Source organism: Streptomyces sp. NBC_00442 (assembly GCF_036014195.1).
GTDB lineage: Bacteria > Actinomycetota > Actinomycetes > Streptomycetales > Streptomycetaceae > Streptomyces.
Genome location: NZ_CP107918.1, coordinates 3,928,124 through 3,944,064, shown reverse-complemented (window position 1 = coordinate 3,944,064; position 15,941 = coordinate 3,928,124). Strand labels below are relative to the sequence as shown.

Sequence of the window (15,941 nt, the reverse complement as noted above, 5' to 3'; positions counted from 1 at the left end):
CCATGCGTTACGACCACATAGTCGTCGGTGCCGGCTCCTCCGGCGCCGTCCTGGCCAGCAGGCTCACGGAGAACTCCGGCGTCAGCGTCCTGCTCCTGGAGGCCGGCCCCGACTGGGCCGACAACGCCGACATCCCCGGCGACATCACGAACGCGCGCACCGTGTCGGTGGAGGACCACGACTGGGGCTACTCGGCCGAGGCCGTCCCCGGCCGGTCCCTGACGTACGCCCGCGGCAAGGTGGCCGGCGGCTGCTCCGCCGTCAACGGGGCGATCGCGCTGCGCGGCATCCCGGCGGACTACGACGAGTGGGCCCAGCTGGGCAACGACCAGTGGTCGTGGAGCTCGATGCTGCCGTACTTCCGCCGGATCGAGGACGACCAGGACTTCGACGGTCCGCTGCACGGCAAGGGCGGCCCGACTCCCATCGTGCGCCACACCCGCGACGAGCTGGTCCCCTTCCAGGCCGCCTACCTGGACGCCTGCATCGACCAGGGCTTCGACTACGTCGCGGACCACAACGACCCGGAGTCCACCGGTGTCGGCCCGATCCCGATGAACCGCCGCGGCGACGTGCGGATCTCCACCGCGATCGCGTACCTCACCGAGGCCCGCAAGCGGAAGAACCTCACGATCCGCTCCGGTGCCACCGTGCACCGGGTGCTGTTCGAGGGCACCACGGCGGTCGGCGTCGAGGTGGAGACCGGGGGCCGCCTGGAGAAGGTCTACGGCGACCAGGTCACCCTGTCCGCCGGCGCCCTCAACTCCCCCGCGATTCTGCTGCGTTCGGGCATCGGGCCGCAGGAGCGGCTGCGCGAGCTCGGCATCGAGGTCGTCCTGGACCGACAGGGCGTCGGCGAGAACCTGATCGAGCACCAGCAGATCACCGTGGGCCTGCTGCCCAAGGACGGCGTCACCGACCCCGACGACCCGGACGTGCAGGTCCTGGTGCGGTACACCAACCCGGGCTCGCAGCAGTTCAACGACATGCAGCTGTACTTCGTCAGCCGCTACGTCCCGGTGACCCACCGCCCGATCAGCGTGATGAGCGTGCTCCAGAAGCCGCAGTGCCGCGGCCGGGTGTCGCTGCGCAGCGCCGACCCGACGGTCCACCCCGAGATCGTCCTCAACTCCTACGGCACCGAGGCCGACCGCAAGATCGCCCTCGACGGTGTGCGACTGTCCTGGGAGATCGCCAACTCCAAGCAGATCCAGGACCTTTCGTCCGGCCTGTCGGACAAATTGACGCAGCGTCAGGTCGACAGCGACGCGCTGCTGCTGGACTACATCCGGGAGAACTCCGCCACCCTGTGGCACCCGGTCGGCACCGCCAGGATGGGCTCCGCCGAGGACTCCGGCGCCGTCGTCGACCAGCGACTGCGGGTGCACGGCGTGCAGAACCTGAACGTGGTCGACGCCTCCGTGATGCCGACGCACGTGAGCGCCAACCCCAACCTCACCTGCTACGTCATCGGTGAGCGCGCCGCGGAGTGGTTCCTCCAGGACGCCTGAGCCCGCCCGGTACTCCCGGTCCGGGCCGTACCCCCCCCTTCCACGGCCCGGACCGGGCACCTGGTCACCAACCGACCGCATTTCACGAGGAGTTCACTCATGGCCGACGTCACCGACGAGGGGTCCAAGCTCGTCCGGCTCTACTACGAGCAGTTCCTGACCGCCCCCGGCGACCTCCAGCTCGCCGACCGGATCATGGCGCCCGACGTGGTGTTCAACAACCCGATCTCTCCGGACGGCATCCACGGCCTGCCGGCGTACAAGGAGTTCGCGCTGCGCTGGTACGGCGGGTTCCCGGACCGCGTCTTCACCATCGACGACCTCCTGGAGCAGGGCGACAAGGTCGCCGCGTCGTTCACCATCACCGGCACGCACCGCGGCGTGTTCATGGGCGCCGCCCCCACCGGCGAGAAGATCACGGTGCGCGGGATGAACATCTTCCGCATCGAGGGCGGCCTCATCAAGGAGGTCACCGCCTTCTTCGACCCGCACCAGCTGCTCGCACCGCTGGGCCTGGACGGATGAGCCCCGCGCCGGCGGCGAAGGGGAAGATCGCGGTCCTGATCGAGGAGCACTTCGACCAGAGCGAGTACCGCGCGTTCAACGCGTACTTCCCGCGGCGCGGCTACGAGGTCACCTACGTCTCGCACCTGTGGGGCCAGCCGTCGCTGACCTTCGGCAGCAACCCCGACAACGGCTATGTCGAGGAGCACGTCACCGTCACCACCGAGGTGGCGTCGATCGACCCGGCCGACTACGACGGCCTGATCCTGATCGGCGCCTACGCCATGGACCGGCTGCGCTACCAGACCGAGGTGGCGGGACCGCACAGCCGCAACAAGGCGCCGGCCGTGGAGTTCCTGCGCGCGGCGACGGCCGTCGACGGCCTGAAGGTCGGCACGATATGCCACTCGCTGTGGCTGCTCTGCGCCGACCGGCAGCTCCTTGAGGGCCGCCGGGTCACCTGCGCCCACAACATCGTCTGCGACGTGGAGAACGCGGGCGCCGACGTCGTCTACGAGGGCGACGGCACCGCGGACCTGGTGGTCGACGGCGACCTCATCACGGCCAAGCACCCCCAGATGACCGACCGGTTCATGGACACCTTCGTCCGCGAGATCGAAGCGTCCGACCGACACCGCTAGGAGAGGCAATGCCGGACCAGCAGCAGATACGCGCAGCCGTCGAGGGCTACGCGGAGAGTTTCAGCAAGCGCGACCGGGACGGCTTCGCCGCCCTGCTCGCCGAGGACGTCGTCCAGTACGAACCGGTCGGCGCCCCCGCCAACCAGGGAAAGGCCGCCGTCGTCGGCTTCTTCGACGGGGTCTTCGAGGCCATCGACCGCGTCGAGTTCCGCGTCACCGACGTGGTGGTGACGGGCGACGAGGCCGCGTTCACCTTCCACATCACCGCCCACAAGAAGGACGGCGGGACCGTCGAGGACCGCGGCATCGACACCTTCCGGGTCGGCGACGACGGCCTGATCACCGAGATCAAGGGCTACCACGACGAGGCCCACACCCAGGTCGCCGGGGGCTGATCGGGATGCGGGGGGTCCTGGACGCGCCCGAGGCGGGCGTCGCGCGCGGTACCTACACCGGCAAGGTGCGGCTGCGCCGCGGCCGAGTGCGGCTGAGGGTGTCCGAAGAGGGCCACCACCGGGCCGCGTCCCCTCTTGAGCTCTTCTTCGACCTGGTCTTCGTGGTGGCGGTCGCCGAGCTCACCGAGGTGCTGCTGCACGCGCCGACCTGGGCGGGAGTGCTGCGCTTCACCGCGCTGTTCGTGCCGGTGTGGTGGAGCTGGGTCTGCTACACCTTCTACGCCGACCGCTTCGACAACGACGACCGCGTCTACCGGCTGATCATGATCGCCGCGATGATGGCGGTGCTGACGCTGTCGGTGGCGGTACCGACCGCCTTCGCCGGCGGATCCGGGGCGAAGCGGTTCACGCTCGCCTACTTCGTGGTGCGTCTGATCCTGCTCGGCCTGTATCTGCGGGCCCACTACCACGTGCCCCGGGCGCGGCCCCTGACCACCCGGTTCCTCCAGGGCTACGGGCTCGGCGCGGTGATCTGGGGCATCGCCGCGCTGGTGCCGACGCCGTACTGCTTCGCGCTGTGGGCGACCGGGGCCGCGGTGGAACTGCTCACGCCGATCGTGTCCACCTCGGCGATCGCCAAGGTGCCGTTCAACGTGTCCCACGTACCGGAACGGTTCGGCCTCTTCACCATCATCGTGCTCGGCGAGGTCGTGGCGCTCAACGCGATCGGCATCGCGGCCAGCGGGCTGCGCGGCGGGACCCTGGCCGTGGTGGCGGGGTCCTTCCTGATCGCCGCGGGCCAGTGGTGGCTGGTCTTCGACCACGTCGACGCGAGCCCTCTGCGCAAGTGGCGGCTCACCGGCCAGGCGTACGTCTACGGCCACCTCTTCGTGCACGGCGGCATCACGGTGACCGGCGTCGGCGGGCTGCTCGCCGCGCAGGCCGCCAACGGCGGCGGCCGCATGCCCCTGGACGGCGGGCCGGTGCTCTGCTTCGGCATGGCGGCCTTCCTCTTCGGGGTCGGCGCCATCCATCTGCTCAACGTGGGACGGCGGGGCGACCTGCGCTCATGGTCACGCCTCGGCCTCGGCGCGGCCTTCGTGCTGTTCGGCGTCGCCGGCGGAGGACTGCCCACGGTGCTCCTCGAAGCGGTCCTGGTGGCCGGGATCGCCTGCCAGATCCTCGTGGAGAGCCGGGCCCCCGCGGTGAGCCATGCCGCAAGCAACCACTGACTGGGAGACATCCATGTCCAACGCTGTGAATTTCACGTTCTCCGACACGGTCGCGGGGCGGGTGACCGCCTTCGACCAGGTCGGACGCCGCTTCACGCTGAGCACGGCCGACGGCCGGGAATTCGAGGTGGACCTCGACTCGGGCCCCAGCGCCGAGCTGCTGCACAACCTGGGCGAGCCCTACCAGGACGCCTCCGGGCACATCGACGAGCTGATCGAGCCGGGCCGGTTCGTCTTCGCGTACGGCGTGTTCTACCCCGGCGACCAGGGCGCCCGCTTCGAGGCGAAGCGGCTGATCTTCGTGGGCCGCGGCACCGACGACTTCCGCTTCGAGGAGGAGGGCTGGTGGGTCCGGCAGATCGAGGAGATCGCCGCGTTCTACCGCAAGGCCCAGTTCGGTGACGGACCCGTCGACTTCTCCCGCTACCGCACCGAGATACGCCTCGGCGGCGAGAAGACCGCGAGCCACATCCAGGAGACCGACACCATCTCGCGGCTCGTGTACGGCATGGCCTCGGCGTTCCTGCTGACCGGCGACGACGAGTACCTGGAGGTCGCCGAGCGCGGCACCGAGTACCTGCGCGAGCACATGCGCTTCGTCGACACCGACGAGAACGTTGTGTACTGGTACCACGGCCTCAAGGTCGACGGCGAGACCGAGACGAAGCTGTTCACCTCGGAGTTCTCCGACGACTACGACGCGCTGCCGGCGTACGAGCAGATCTACGCCCTCGCCGGCCCCGTGCAGACCTACCGGATCACCGGCGACCCGCGCATCAAGGCCGACGCGGACGCCACCATCCGGCTCTTCGACCGCTTCTACCTCGACCCCGAGCACGGCGGCTACTTCTCGCACATCGACCCGATCCTGCTGAGCCCCGACCACGACTCGCTCGGCCCCAACAAGGCCCGCAAGAACTGGAACTCGGTCGGCGACCACGCGCCGGCCTATCTGATCAACCTGTATCTGGCGACCGGCGAGCAGAGCTACGCCGACATGCTGGAGTACACCTTCGACACCATCGTGGAGCGCTTCCCCGACCTCAAGCACAGCCCGTTCGTGCAGGAGCGCTTCCACAAGGACTGGTCGCACGACACCACGCACGGCTGGCAGCAGAACCGGGCCGTGGTCGGCCACAACCTGAAGATCGCCTGGAACCTGGCGCGCATGAACTCCCTGCGGCCCAAGGACAGTTACCTCCAGACGGCCGCCTCCATCGCCGAGTCGATGCCCGAGGTCGGCGCGGACCGCCAGCGCGGCGGCTGGTACGACGTGGTCGAGCGGCTCAGGGCGGACGGCGAGGACGGTTTCCGCTTCACCTGGCACGACCGCAAGGCGTGGTGGCAGCAGGAGCAGGCGATCCTCGCCTACCTCATCCTGCACGGCGTGACCGGACGCCCCGCGTTCGCCACCGAGGCCCGCGACGCGCAGGCCTTCTACAACGCCTTCTTCCTCGACCACGACGAGGGCGCCGTCTACTTCAACACCCTCGCCAGCGGACTGCCGTACCTGCTCGGCGTGGAGCGGCTCAAGGGCAGCCACTCGATGTCGATGTACCACTCGGCCGAGCTGTGCTACCTGGCCGCGGTGTACAACAACCTGCTGGTCAACGGCAAGGCGATGGACTTCTGGTTCAAGCCCGACCCGGCCCTGGCCGAGGACGGTCTGCTGCGGGTCGCACCCGACCTGCTGCCGCCGGGCTCGGTGCGCATCGACGCCGTGGACATCGACGGCGAGCCGCACACCGACTTCGACAGCGACACCCTGACCGTGCGGCTGCCCGAGACCTCGGGCCGGATCAAGGTACGCGTCCGGCTCGCCGCGAACACGTCCGCGGAGGTGACCCGATGACCGTGCACGTCACGACCCGCGCCGTGGGCAAGGCCACGGTGATCGCTCTCGAAGGGGAGATCAACTCCACCACCTCCGGGGGCCTCCAGGCCCAACTGCTGCCTTTTATCGTGGAGTTCGCCGAGGTACTGATCGACCTCACCGGCGTCACCTACATTTCGAGCGCGGGTCTGCGCACCCTGCTCATCGTGCACCGGCGCGCCCAGCAGGTCGCGGCGGAGATCGTGCTCATCGGCCTCTCCGACGAGGTCCGGTTCGTCATGAACGCCACCGGCTTCCTGGACTTCTTCAAGATCGCCGATGATCTCGACGTCGAGCTGGAACGCGCCGCGCGATGACCACCCCCGAGGCGCGCGACCGCGTCGACTCCTTCCCCACCCGGCGGATCGGCGCCCACCGGGTGAGGGCCGGCCGGGTCTTCCCGTACGGCGCCGTCCCGGTGCCCGGCGGCATCAACTTCTCCGTCTACTCCGACCGCGCCACCTCGATGAGCCTGGTCCTCTTCGACAAGGGCTCGCCCGAGCCGTTCGCGGAGCTCGCCTTCCCGCCGGAGTTCCGCATCGGCAGCGTCCACGCGATGACGGTGTTCGGTCTCGACGCGGAGAACCTGGAGTACGGCTTCCGCGCCGACGGGCCCTTCGACCCGGCGGCAGGCGACCGCTTCGACCGCAGGAGGGTCCTGAGCGACCCCTACGCGCGGCGCCTGTCGGGCCGTGAGGTGTGGGGCGCGGAGCCGGACTGGGACGACATCTACCAGTACCGCGCCCAGGTGGCGGACGAGGACTTCGACTGGGGCGAGGACATGCCGCTCGGCATCCCCGGCGAGGACCTGGTCATCTACGAGACCCATGTGCGCGGTTTCACCCGCCACCCCTCCTCCGGCGTGGACGCGCCCGGCACCTACGCGGGGCTGCGCGAGAAGATTCCCTACCTGAGGGAACTGGGCGTCAACTGCGTGGAGTTGCTGCCCGTCTTCGAGTTCGACGAGCTGGACAACCCGCGCACCAACCCGGTGACGGGCGACCGTCTGCACAACTACTGGGGCTACAACACCGTCTCGTTCTTCGCCCCCAAGGCCGGCTACGCGGCCACCGGCCGCTTCGGCATGCAGGCCGACGAATTCAAGTCCCTGGTCAAGGAGTTCCACAAGGCCGGCATCGAGGTCATGCTCGACGTGGTGTTCAACCACACCGCGGAGGGCAACGAGCAGGGCCCGACCATCTCCTTCCGCGGCCTCGACAACGCCACGTACTACATGCTCACGCCGCACGGCGAGTACTACAACTTCAGCGGCACCGGCAACACCGTCAACTGCAACCACCCCGTGGTCCGCGACTTCGTGCTCTCCTGCCTGCGCTACTGGGTCTCCGAGTACCACATCGACGGCTTCCGCTTCGATCTGGCTGCCATCCTCGACCGGGCCCAGGACGGCACCCCGCTGCCGAACCCGCCGCTGCTCGAACAGCTCGCGTACGACCCGGTGCTCCGCCACACCAAGCTGATCGCCGAGGCGTGGGACGCCGCCGGGCTCTACCAGGTCGGGCACTTCCCCAACTACGGCCGCTGGTCGGAGTGGAACGGCAAGTACCGCGACGTGGTGCGGCGCTTCGTCAAGGGCGAGCCCGGTCTCGTCGGCGAACTCGCCACCCGCATGGCCGGCTCCCCCGACCTCTACCAGGGCCGTACCGCAACGGCGTCGGTCAACTTCGTCACCGCGCACGACGGGTTCACCCTCGCCGACCTCGTCTCGTACAACGACAAGCACAACGAGGCCAACGGCGAGAACAACGGCGACGGCGGCAACGACAACCACAGCTGGAACTGCGGCGAGGAGGGCCCGAGCGCCTCCGCGCACGTGCGGGACCTGCGGCTGCGGCAGATGAAGAACATGATGACGCTGCTGCTCACCAGCCAGGGCGTGCCGATGCTCCTGGCCGGCGACGAGGTGGGGCGCACCCAGCTCGGCAACAACAACACCTACTGCCAGGACAACGAACTGTCCTGGTTCGACTGGGGCCTGGTCGACGCCAACGCCGAACTCCTCGGCTTCGTACGGGCGTTGACGGCCTTCAGGCACGCACACCCCGTGCTGCGCGGCGCCGAGCACCCGCACGGCACCGACCGGGTCGGCAGCGGCCTGCCCGAGGTCAGCTGGCACGGGGTGCACGCCTGGCAGCCCGACTGGTCGGCGCACAGCCGCATCCTCGGGATGCTGCGCTGCGGCCGGCACGCCAAGGGCGGCACCGTCGCCGACGACCACGTCTACGTCGGGGTCAACGCGCACTGGGAGGCCCACGACCTGGAGCTTCCCCAGCTGCCCGGGGGTCAGAGCTGGCACCTGTTCGCCGACACCTCCGCGGCGGCGGCCCACCCGCTCGGCGCGGAGCCGCCCCTGCACCACCCCGGCCGGTACCACCTGGGCCCGCACTCCGTGGTGGTCCTCGTCGGCCGCGACCACGACTCCACCACCCACCAACCCTCCTGAGGAGCCACCGTGACGTTCGACGCCAGGCTGCGGATCAACGACCGTGTCGCCACCATCGAGCTCAAGGGCGAACTCGACGCCAAGACCGCCCCCCAGTTCCACGAGACCATCACCAGCGCCGCCCAGGCCGGCTCCGTCGAGCTGGTGATCCGCGCCGAACACCTCACCTACCTGTCGAGCGCGGGCCTGCGCTCCCTGGTCTTCGCCCGCCAGCACATGGGCGACGGCACCCGCATCGCCGTGGTCGGCGCCGCCGACTCCGTGGCCCGCACGATTCGCCTCGCGGGCTTCGACTACAGCATCGACCTCGTCGACGCCTGAAGGGGAGGCGGTCCCAGATGGCGCTGGACTTCGGTGCCGTGATGCCCGAGATGGCGGAACCCGCCCTGCCCCAAGCCACCCTGCACGTGCCCGCCGAGCTCGAACAGCTCGACCGGATCGCGGAGTTCGTGCTCGCCCTGTGCGCCGAGTCCCGCCTGCCCCAGGACTCGGTGTACCGGCTGCGGCTCGCCGCGGACGAGCTCGCCACCAACATCGTGATGCACGGCTATCACGGGGTGTCCGGCGAGATCGTGGTGGCCGGGGGCATCACCCCGGCCCGGGTGTGGGTCCGCTTCGAGGACGACGCACCGGCCTTCGACCCGCGGCAGGGCATGCAGCCGCCCGCACTGGACGTGCCGCTCGCCGAGCGGCAGGTCGGCGGGCTCGGGGTCTACCTCGCGTTCACGGCGGTGGACTTCTTCGGCTACCGGCTGGTGGCCGGGCGCAACGTGAGCACCCTCGCGGTGAACAGGCCGCCGAGCGGATAGATGGGACGAGATGTCACAGACAAACGTGCTGGTACTGGACGAAAGCCGCAACGCGCCCGCCGAGCTCCTCAAGGCGCTCCACACCGTGGGCGCCCGGGTACGCGTGCGCACCCCCGGGGACGTGCTCGGCGCCCAGCACGGGCAGGTCCCGGGGACGGAGGTGCTGCTCGTGCACGCCGACGTCTCCCCCCACACCGTGCGGGCGGTGACGCGGCGCCTGGACGACGAGGGCAACAACCCCACCGTCGTCGCCTACGCCGAACACGACCTGCATCTGCTCGGCAGTCATGTGCACGCCGGCTCCGACTATCTGGTGCCGCCCTTCTACCCCGACCTGATACGGGCCCGGCTGCGCAACTGCCACGAGCACGCCACGCTCAGCCGCACCGTGCAGGACGTCGCGGCCCACGCCGAACTGCTCAGCTATGAAAGGGAGTTGGAGATCGGCCGGGAGATCCAGATGGGTTTCCTGCCGGACTCGCTGCCCAGCCCCGACGGATGGGAGATCAACGTCAGGTTCCGGCCGGCGCGGACCGTGGCCGGCGACTTCTACGACGTCTTCGAACTCGTCAACAAGCGGCGCCTGGCCCTGGTCGTCGCCGACGTCTGCGACAAGGGCGTCGGCGCCGCCCTGTTCATGGCCCTCATCCGCAGCCTGCTGCGGCACACCGCCGAGCAGAGCGGGCTGCAGAACCTGATCGCCGCCGACCTGCTCGGCGAGGAGACCGCCTGGCAGGAGCAGAGCCGCGCCATTCCCGTGGTCGGCGCGACCCCGCTGCTCAACGCCGTCGTGGGCACCAACAACTATCTGACGCGCAACCACATCCGGCAGGGCTACTTCGCCACCATGTTCTTCGGCGTCCTCGACCCCGTCACCGGCAATCTCGTCTACATCAACGGCGGGCACAACCCGCCGGTCCTGGTGAGCGGCGACGGCGCCGAACCGGTGCTGCTCAACCCCACGGGTCCCGCCGTCGGCGTCATCCCCGACGTCACCTTCTCGCTCGGCTACACCCAGTTCCGCCCCGGCGACACCCTGTTCATCTACACGGACGGGGTCACCGAGGCGCGTTCGGCCACGGGTGAGTTCTTCGGCGAGGACCGGATGCTGCGGCACCTGGCGGAGGCGGAGCCGAGCGGCGACGAACTGCTCGACCACATGGACGGGGCGCTCGGCGAGTTCGTCGGGCCCGCCGAACAGTCCGACGACATCACGATGATGGCCGTCCACTGGCGGCGGCCCGAGGGTGCGGGCGCGGTCTGACCCAGCACCCGACCTGCCTGCCGCGACTCACAGAACTACCGGGTGGAAACCATGTCACAGATCATCACCGTGCACTCCTACCGAGGGGGAACGGGGAAGTCGAGCACGGCCGCGAACCTGGCGCTGCTCCTGGCCTCCGCGGGCCGCCGGGTCGCCCTGGTGGACACGGACATCCAGACGCCGTCGCTCGACGTGATGTTCAGCGACGCGATGGCGCCGGTACGCCGCTCGCTCACCGACTATCTGGTGGGGCGCTGTGAGATCGAGGACACCGCCTACCCCGCGGACACCGACGCGGGCCACGGCGGCCTGTTCCTCGTGCCGGCCAGGAACCGCGCGGCGGGCGTCAACGAGATCATGGGCCGCGGCTACGACGTGGGCCTGCTGAGGGAGGGCTTCGACCGGCTCATCGACTCGCTCGCCCTCGACGTCCTGCTCCTCGACACCCACGCCGGGTTCAACAACGAGACGGTGACGGCGATGGCCAGCGCGGACGTCCTGGTCATCCTGACCCGGGCGGACCGTCTGGACCTCGCCGGCGCCGGCGAGACGATGGCGCTCGCCGGACGGCTCGGCTGTGTCCGGATGAGCGTCGCCGTCAACCTCGCCCCGGACGGCGGGGTGGGCGAGCGGATGCGCGCCGAGGTGGAGAGCGCGTACGCCACCAAGGTCACCGCCGTCCTGCCCTACGCACCGGAGATGGCGTCCCTCGCCGGTGAGCGCCTGTTCAGCACGGCCTACCCGCACCATCCGCTGGTCGCCGGGTACCGCCGGATCATCACCGAGGTCAGCAACGGCACGAGCGCGATCCGCCGCTGACCGCACGCCGTCGACCGCACGCCCTCGACCGCACCACTTCCATGACCGCACCCCGGTGCGAGGAGGCACACCACGATGAAAGGCACCACCATGCCGAAGAACGGCAGGGCGCCCGTACGGCCCGCGGCGGCCACCGCCCCGGCCGCCCGCACCGAGCGGCCCGCCCCGGTGGCGAAGCCGGCCGGGGCCCGGACGTTCGCGCCGAGCGTCGGCCGGATCCCGGTCGTCGACGTGCGCCCCCGCGTCGACGACCGGCGGCGGCCCGCCCGCGCCGTGCCCGGCGAGGTCTTCGAGGTCTCGGCGACCGTCTTCCGCGAGGGCCACGACGCGGTCGCCGCCAACGTCGTCCTCACCGACCCGGACGGCCGGACCGGCGAGTGGACCCCGATGCGCCTGCTCGCCCCCGGCACCGACCGGTACGCGGCCCGGGTCAGCGCCGACCGCGAGGGCGAATGGACCTACCGGGTCGAGGCGTGGAGCGACCCCGTGGCGACATGGCGGCACGCCGCCGAGATCAAGATCCCGGCCGTCCAGGACGTCGAACTGGTCCTGGAGGAAGGGGCGTTGCTGCTCGACCGCGCCGCGGACGCCTTCGACACCCGCGAGGCCACCCCGCTGGTGGCGGCCGCCCGCACCCTGCGGGACGCCTCGCTGCCCGCCCAGGACCGGCTCGCCGCGGCACTGCGGCCCATCGTGACGGCGCTGCTCACCGCGCGCCCGGTGCGCGAACTGCTGACGGTCTCCGCCGAATATCCCCTGCGCGTCGACCGCGAGCGCGCCCTGTACGGCGCCTGGTACGAGATGTTCCCGCGCTCCGAGGGCGCCGTGATCTCCACGACGGCCGACGCCGACGGGCTGCCGCCCGCTCCGGTCAGCGGCACCCTGCGCACCGCGTCCCAGCGCCTCCACGCCATCGCCGGCATGGGCTTCGACGTGGTGTACCTACCGCCGGTCCACCCCATCGGCACCACCCACCGCAAGGGCCCCAACAACACGCTCACCGCGGGCCCGCACGACCCGGGCTCGCCGTGGGCGATCGGCTCCGCGGCCGGCGGCCACGACGCGATCCACCCCGACCTCGGCACCCTCGACGACTTCGACCACTTCGTGGCCGTCGCCGCCGGGCTCGGCATGGAGGTCGCGCTCGACTTCGCGCTCCAGTGCTCGCCCGACCACCCGTGGGTCACCGAGCACCCCGAGTGGTTCCGGCACCGGCCCGACGGGACGATCGCGTACGCCGAGAACCCGCCGAAGAAGTACCAGGACATCTACCCGATCGACTTCGACACCGACCCCGACGGGCTGCACCAGGAGTGCCTGCGCGTGCTGCGGCACTGGATGGCGCACGGGGTGCGGATCTTCCGCGTGGACAATCCGCACACCAAGCCGGTCGCGTTCTGGGAGCGTCTGATCGAGGCCGTCCACGCGAGCGACCCCGACGTCCTCTTCCTCGCCGAGGCCTTCACCCGCCCGGCGATGCTGCACACCCTGGCGAGGACCGGCTTCCACCAGTCGTACTCGTACTTCACCTGGCGCAACTCCAAGGACGAGGTGGAGTCCTACCTCGCGGAGCTGGCCGGGCTCGGCGGCGAGGAGAGCGCGGCCTACCTGCGCCCCAACCTGTTCGTGAACACCCCCGACATACTCAACGCCTACCTCCAGTACGGCGGCCGGCCCGCCTTCGCGGTGCGTGCGGTCCTCGCCGCCATGGCCGGGCCGAGCTGGGGCCTGTACGCCGGCTTCGAGCTGTACGAGAACGTGGCGGCGGGCCCGGCGAGCGAGGAGTACCTGGACTCCGAGAAGTTCCAGTACCGGCCCCGCGACTGGGACGGCGCCGAGGACACCCTGGTCCCGCTGATCCGCACCCTCAACACGGTGCGCCGCGCCCACCCGGCCCTGCACCAGCTGCGCAACCTGCGCTTCCACCGCACCGACAACGACGCGGTGGTCTGCTTCTCCAAGCGGGCCGAGGGCGCCGCCGACTCCTCCGGCGACGACTGGGTGCTCGTGGTCATCAACCTCGACCCGCACAGCGTCCGCGAGGCGACCGTCAGTCTCGATCTGCCCGCGCTCGGCCTGGAGCGCTCGGAGACCTTCGCGGTGCGCGACGCGCTGTCCGGCGAGACCTTCCACTGGGGCCGCGACAACTACGTGCGCCTCGATCCGCGCCGTCAAGTCGCCCACATCTTCACGGACGGGAACCCGCAGTCGTGACCACCGCAACGCAAGCCCAGGCCCGCCTCGCCGCGACCGACCTCAAGCGCCTGGTCACGGGTGAGGTCAGCGATCCGCACGCACTGCTCGGCGCGCACCCGGGCCCGCACGGGACGGTGGTGCGGGTGCTGCGGCCGTTCGCCGACGCCGTGACGATCACCGGCCCCGACGGTGCGCCGCTCGCCGAGCTCGGCCACCAGGAGGGCGGGGTGTTCACCGGCCTGCTGCCCGGCGCCGGGCCCCTGGACTACCGGGTCGAGGCGCACTACGGGACCACGGTCTTCCGCTACGACGACCCGTACCGCTTCGCACCCACCCTCGGCGAGCTCGACCTGCACCTGATCAGGGAGGGACGGCACGAGGAGCTGTGGCGGATGCTGGGTGCCACGACCCGTACCCACGACGCGGGCGGGCGGCCCGTCGCGGGCACGGCGTTCGCGGTGTGGGCGCCGGGCGCGCGCGCCGTGCGCCTGGTGGGCGACCTCAACCACTGGGACGGCGCGGCGCACCCGATGCGCTCGCTCGGCGCCTGCGGGGTGTGGGAGCTGTTCGTGCCCGGCGTCGGGGACGGGGTGCGCTACAAGTACGAGATCCTCACCCGGCGGGGCGAGTGGATCCAGAAGGCCGACCCGCTGGCCTCGGCCGCCGAGTCCGCGCCCGGCACCGCGTCCGTGGTGCACACCTCGGCCCACCGATGGGGCGACGCGGCGTGGCTGGAGCGGCGCGGCGCGGTGCCGGCCGAGCGGGCGGCGATGAGCGTGTACGAGATGCACCTCGGCTCGTGGCGGCCGGGGCTCGGCTACCGCGACATCGCCCGCGAGCTGCCCGGCTATCTGAAGGCGCTCGGCTTCACGCACGTGGAGTTCCTGCCGGTCGCCGAGCACCCCTTCGGCGGGTCGTGGGGCTACCAGGTCACCTCCTACTTCGCGCCGATGGCGGCGCTCGGTACCCCCGACGACTTCCGCCACCTCGTCGACACCCTGCACCGGGCCGGCATCGGCGTCATCGTGGACTGGGTGCCCGCGCACTTCCCCCGCGACGACTGGGCGCTGGCCCGCTTCGACGGCACCGCCCTGTACGAGCACGGCGACCCGCGGCGCGGCGAGCACCCCGACTGGGGCACGCTCGTCTTCGACTACGGCCGTCCCGAGGTGCGCAACTTCCTCGTCGCGAACGCCACGTACTGGTGCGAGGAGTTCCACATCGACGGGGTGCGGGTGGACGCGGTGGCGTCCATGCTCTACCTCGACTACTCGCGCGAGGAAGGGCAGTGGCAGCCCAACGCGTACGGCGGGCGCGAGCACCTGGAGGCCGTGGAGTTCCTCCAGGAGATGAACGCGACCGTGGCCCGGCGCTGCCCGGGTGTGGTGACGATCGCCGAGGAGTCCACCGCCTGGGACGGGGTGACCCGGCGCACCGACCACGGCGGGCTCGGCTTCGGCCTGAAGTGGAACATGGGCTGGATGCACGACGCGCTGTCCTACATGGCCGAGGACCCGGTGCACCGCCAGTACCACCACCACCGCATGACGTTCCCGATGATGTACGCCTACGCCGAGCACTACACCCTGCCGATCAGCCACGACGAGGTCGTGCACGGCAAGGGTTCGCTGCTCGCCAAGATGCCCGGCGACCGCTGGCAGCAGCTCGCCAACCTGCGCGCGTTCCTGGGCTTCATGTGGGCCTTCCCCGGTAAGCAACTCCTGTTCATGGGGCAGGAGTTCGCGCAGGACACCGAGTGGTCGCACGAGCGCGGGCCCGACTGGTCGATGCTGCGGCACGCCCCGCACGCGGGCGTGCGCGACCTGGTGCGGGACCTGAATCACCGCTACACCGCCGACCCCGCGCTGTGGAGCAGGGACGGCGACCCCGAGGGGTTCCGATGGATCGACGCGGACGCCGCCGAGGACAATGTGTACTCGTTCGTGCGGTACGGCTCGGCGGGTGAACTCCTGGTGTGCGTCTACAACTTCCAGCCGGTGCCGCGGCACGGCTTCCGGCTCGCGCTGCCCGCGGCGGGCCGGTGGCGGGAGGTGCTCAACACCGACTCCGCCGCGTACGGGGGCAGCGGCACGGTCAACGCCGGGCCGGTCCTCGCGGACGGGGAGCCGATGCGGGGGCTCCCAGCGAGCGCCACCGTGGTACTGCCGCCGCTCGGCGCGGTGTGGCTCCGCCCGGAGTGAGCGAGCCGGCCGGGCGGGCCCGCCGCCGGGCC

14 protein-coding genes are annotated in these 15,941 nt (G+C 70.7%); all 14 read left to right on the top strand.

The annotated features are described in order from the left end of the window. Positions 1 to 2 precede the first annotated feature (2 nt). Positions 3 to 1,511: a GMC family oxidoreductase gene (locus tag OG432_RS17740; protein WP_328311922.1), complete on the top strand. Its 1,509-nt coding sequence runs from the start codon at positions 3 to 5 to the stop codon at positions 1,509 to 1,511. A gap of 99 nt (positions 1,512 to 1,610) precedes the next feature. Next, entirely contained in the window at positions 1,611 to 2,036 is a 426-nt protein-coding gene (locus tag OG432_RS17735) for an ester cyclase (protein ID WP_328311921.1), read from the top strand. Then, positions 2,033 to 2,656: a DJ-1/PfpI family protein gene (locus OG432_RS17730; RefSeq protein WP_328311920.1), complete on the top strand. Its 624-nt coding sequence runs from the start codon at positions 2,033 to 2,035 to the stop codon at positions 2,654 to 2,656. Before OG432_RS17735 ends, OG432_RS17730 begins: the two co-directional genes overlap by 4 nt. 8 nt (positions 2,657 to 2,664) lie before the next feature. Then, complete coding sequence (locus tag OG432_RS17725; RefSeq protein WP_328311919.1) at positions 2,665 to 3,051, top strand: nuclear transport factor 2 family protein; 387 nt, start codon at positions 2,665 to 2,667, stop codon at positions 3,049 to 3,051. A gap of 5 nt (positions 3,052 to 3,056) precedes the next feature. Continuing rightward, on the top strand, positions 3,057 to 4,283 hold the full coding sequence (locus OG432_RS17720) for a low temperature requirement protein A (protein WP_328311918.1): 1,227 nt from the start codon (positions 3,057 to 3,059) through the stop codon (positions 4,281 to 4,283). Between the two features lie 13 nt (positions 4,284 to 4,296). Next, the gene (locus OG432_RS17715) at positions 4,297 to 6,135 is read left to right on the top strand and encodes an AGE family epimerase/isomerase (protein ID WP_328311916.1); all 1,839 of its coding nucleotides are present in this window, start codon (positions 4,297 to 4,299) and stop codon (positions 6,133 to 6,135) included. Next, a complete protein-coding gene (locus OG432_RS17710) occupies positions 6,132 to 6,473 on the top strand; it encodes an STAS domain-containing protein (protein ID WP_328311915.1) in 342 nt (113 codons plus the stop codon). Before OG432_RS17715 ends, OG432_RS17710 begins: the two co-directional genes overlap by 4 nt. After that, on the top strand, positions 6,470 to 8,620 hold the full coding sequence (glgX, locus tag OG432_RS17705) for a glycogen debranching protein GlgX (protein WP_328311914.1): 2,151 nt from the start codon (positions 6,470 to 6,472) through the stop codon (positions 8,618 to 8,620). The genes OG432_RS17710 and glgX overlap by 4 nt, the downstream gene beginning before the upstream one ends. Before the next feature lie 9 nt (positions 8,621 to 8,629). Then, positions 8,630 to 8,941: an STAS domain-containing protein gene (locus OG432_RS17700; protein ID WP_328311913.1), complete on the top strand. Its 312-nt coding sequence runs from the start codon at positions 8,630 to 8,632 to the stop codon at positions 8,939 to 8,941. A 17-nt stretch (positions 8,942 to 8,958) separates the two neighbouring features. Further along, positions 8,959 to 9,429 carry an ATP-binding protein gene (locus OG432_RS17695; RefSeq protein WP_328311912.1) on the top strand — a complete coding sequence of 157 codons (471 nt, stop codon included), beginning with the start codon at positions 8,959 to 8,961 and terminating at the stop codon, positions 9,427 to 9,429. Positions 9,430 to 9,439: 10 nt separating this feature from the next. Further along, on the top strand, positions 9,440 to 10,693 hold the full coding sequence (locus tag OG432_RS17690) for a PP2C family protein-serine/threonine phosphatase (RefSeq protein WP_328311911.1): 1,254 nt from the start codon (positions 9,440 to 9,442) through the stop codon (positions 10,691 to 10,693). A gap of 51 nt (positions 10,694 to 10,744) precedes the next feature. Then, a complete protein-coding gene (locus OG432_RS17685; RefSeq protein WP_328311910.1) occupies positions 10,745 to 11,512 on the top strand; it encodes a MinD/ParA family ATP-binding protein in 768 nt (255 codons plus the stop codon). Positions 11,513 to 11,587: 75 nt separating this feature from the next. Continuing rightward, complete coding sequence (locus OG432_RS17680) at positions 11,588 to 13,726, top strand: alpha-1,4-glucan--maltose-1-phosphate maltosyltransferase (RefSeq protein WP_328311909.1); 2,139 nt, start codon at positions 11,588 to 11,590, stop codon at positions 13,724 to 13,726. Continuing rightward, positions 13,723 to 15,909: a 1,4-alpha-glucan branching protein GlgB gene (gene glgB, locus OG432_RS17675; RefSeq protein WP_328311908.1), complete on the top strand. Its 2,187-nt coding sequence runs from the start codon at positions 13,723 to 13,725 to the stop codon at positions 15,907 to 15,909. The genes OG432_RS17680 and glgB overlap by 4 nt, the downstream gene beginning before the upstream one ends. Positions 15,910 to 15,941 lie beyond the last annotated feature (32 nt).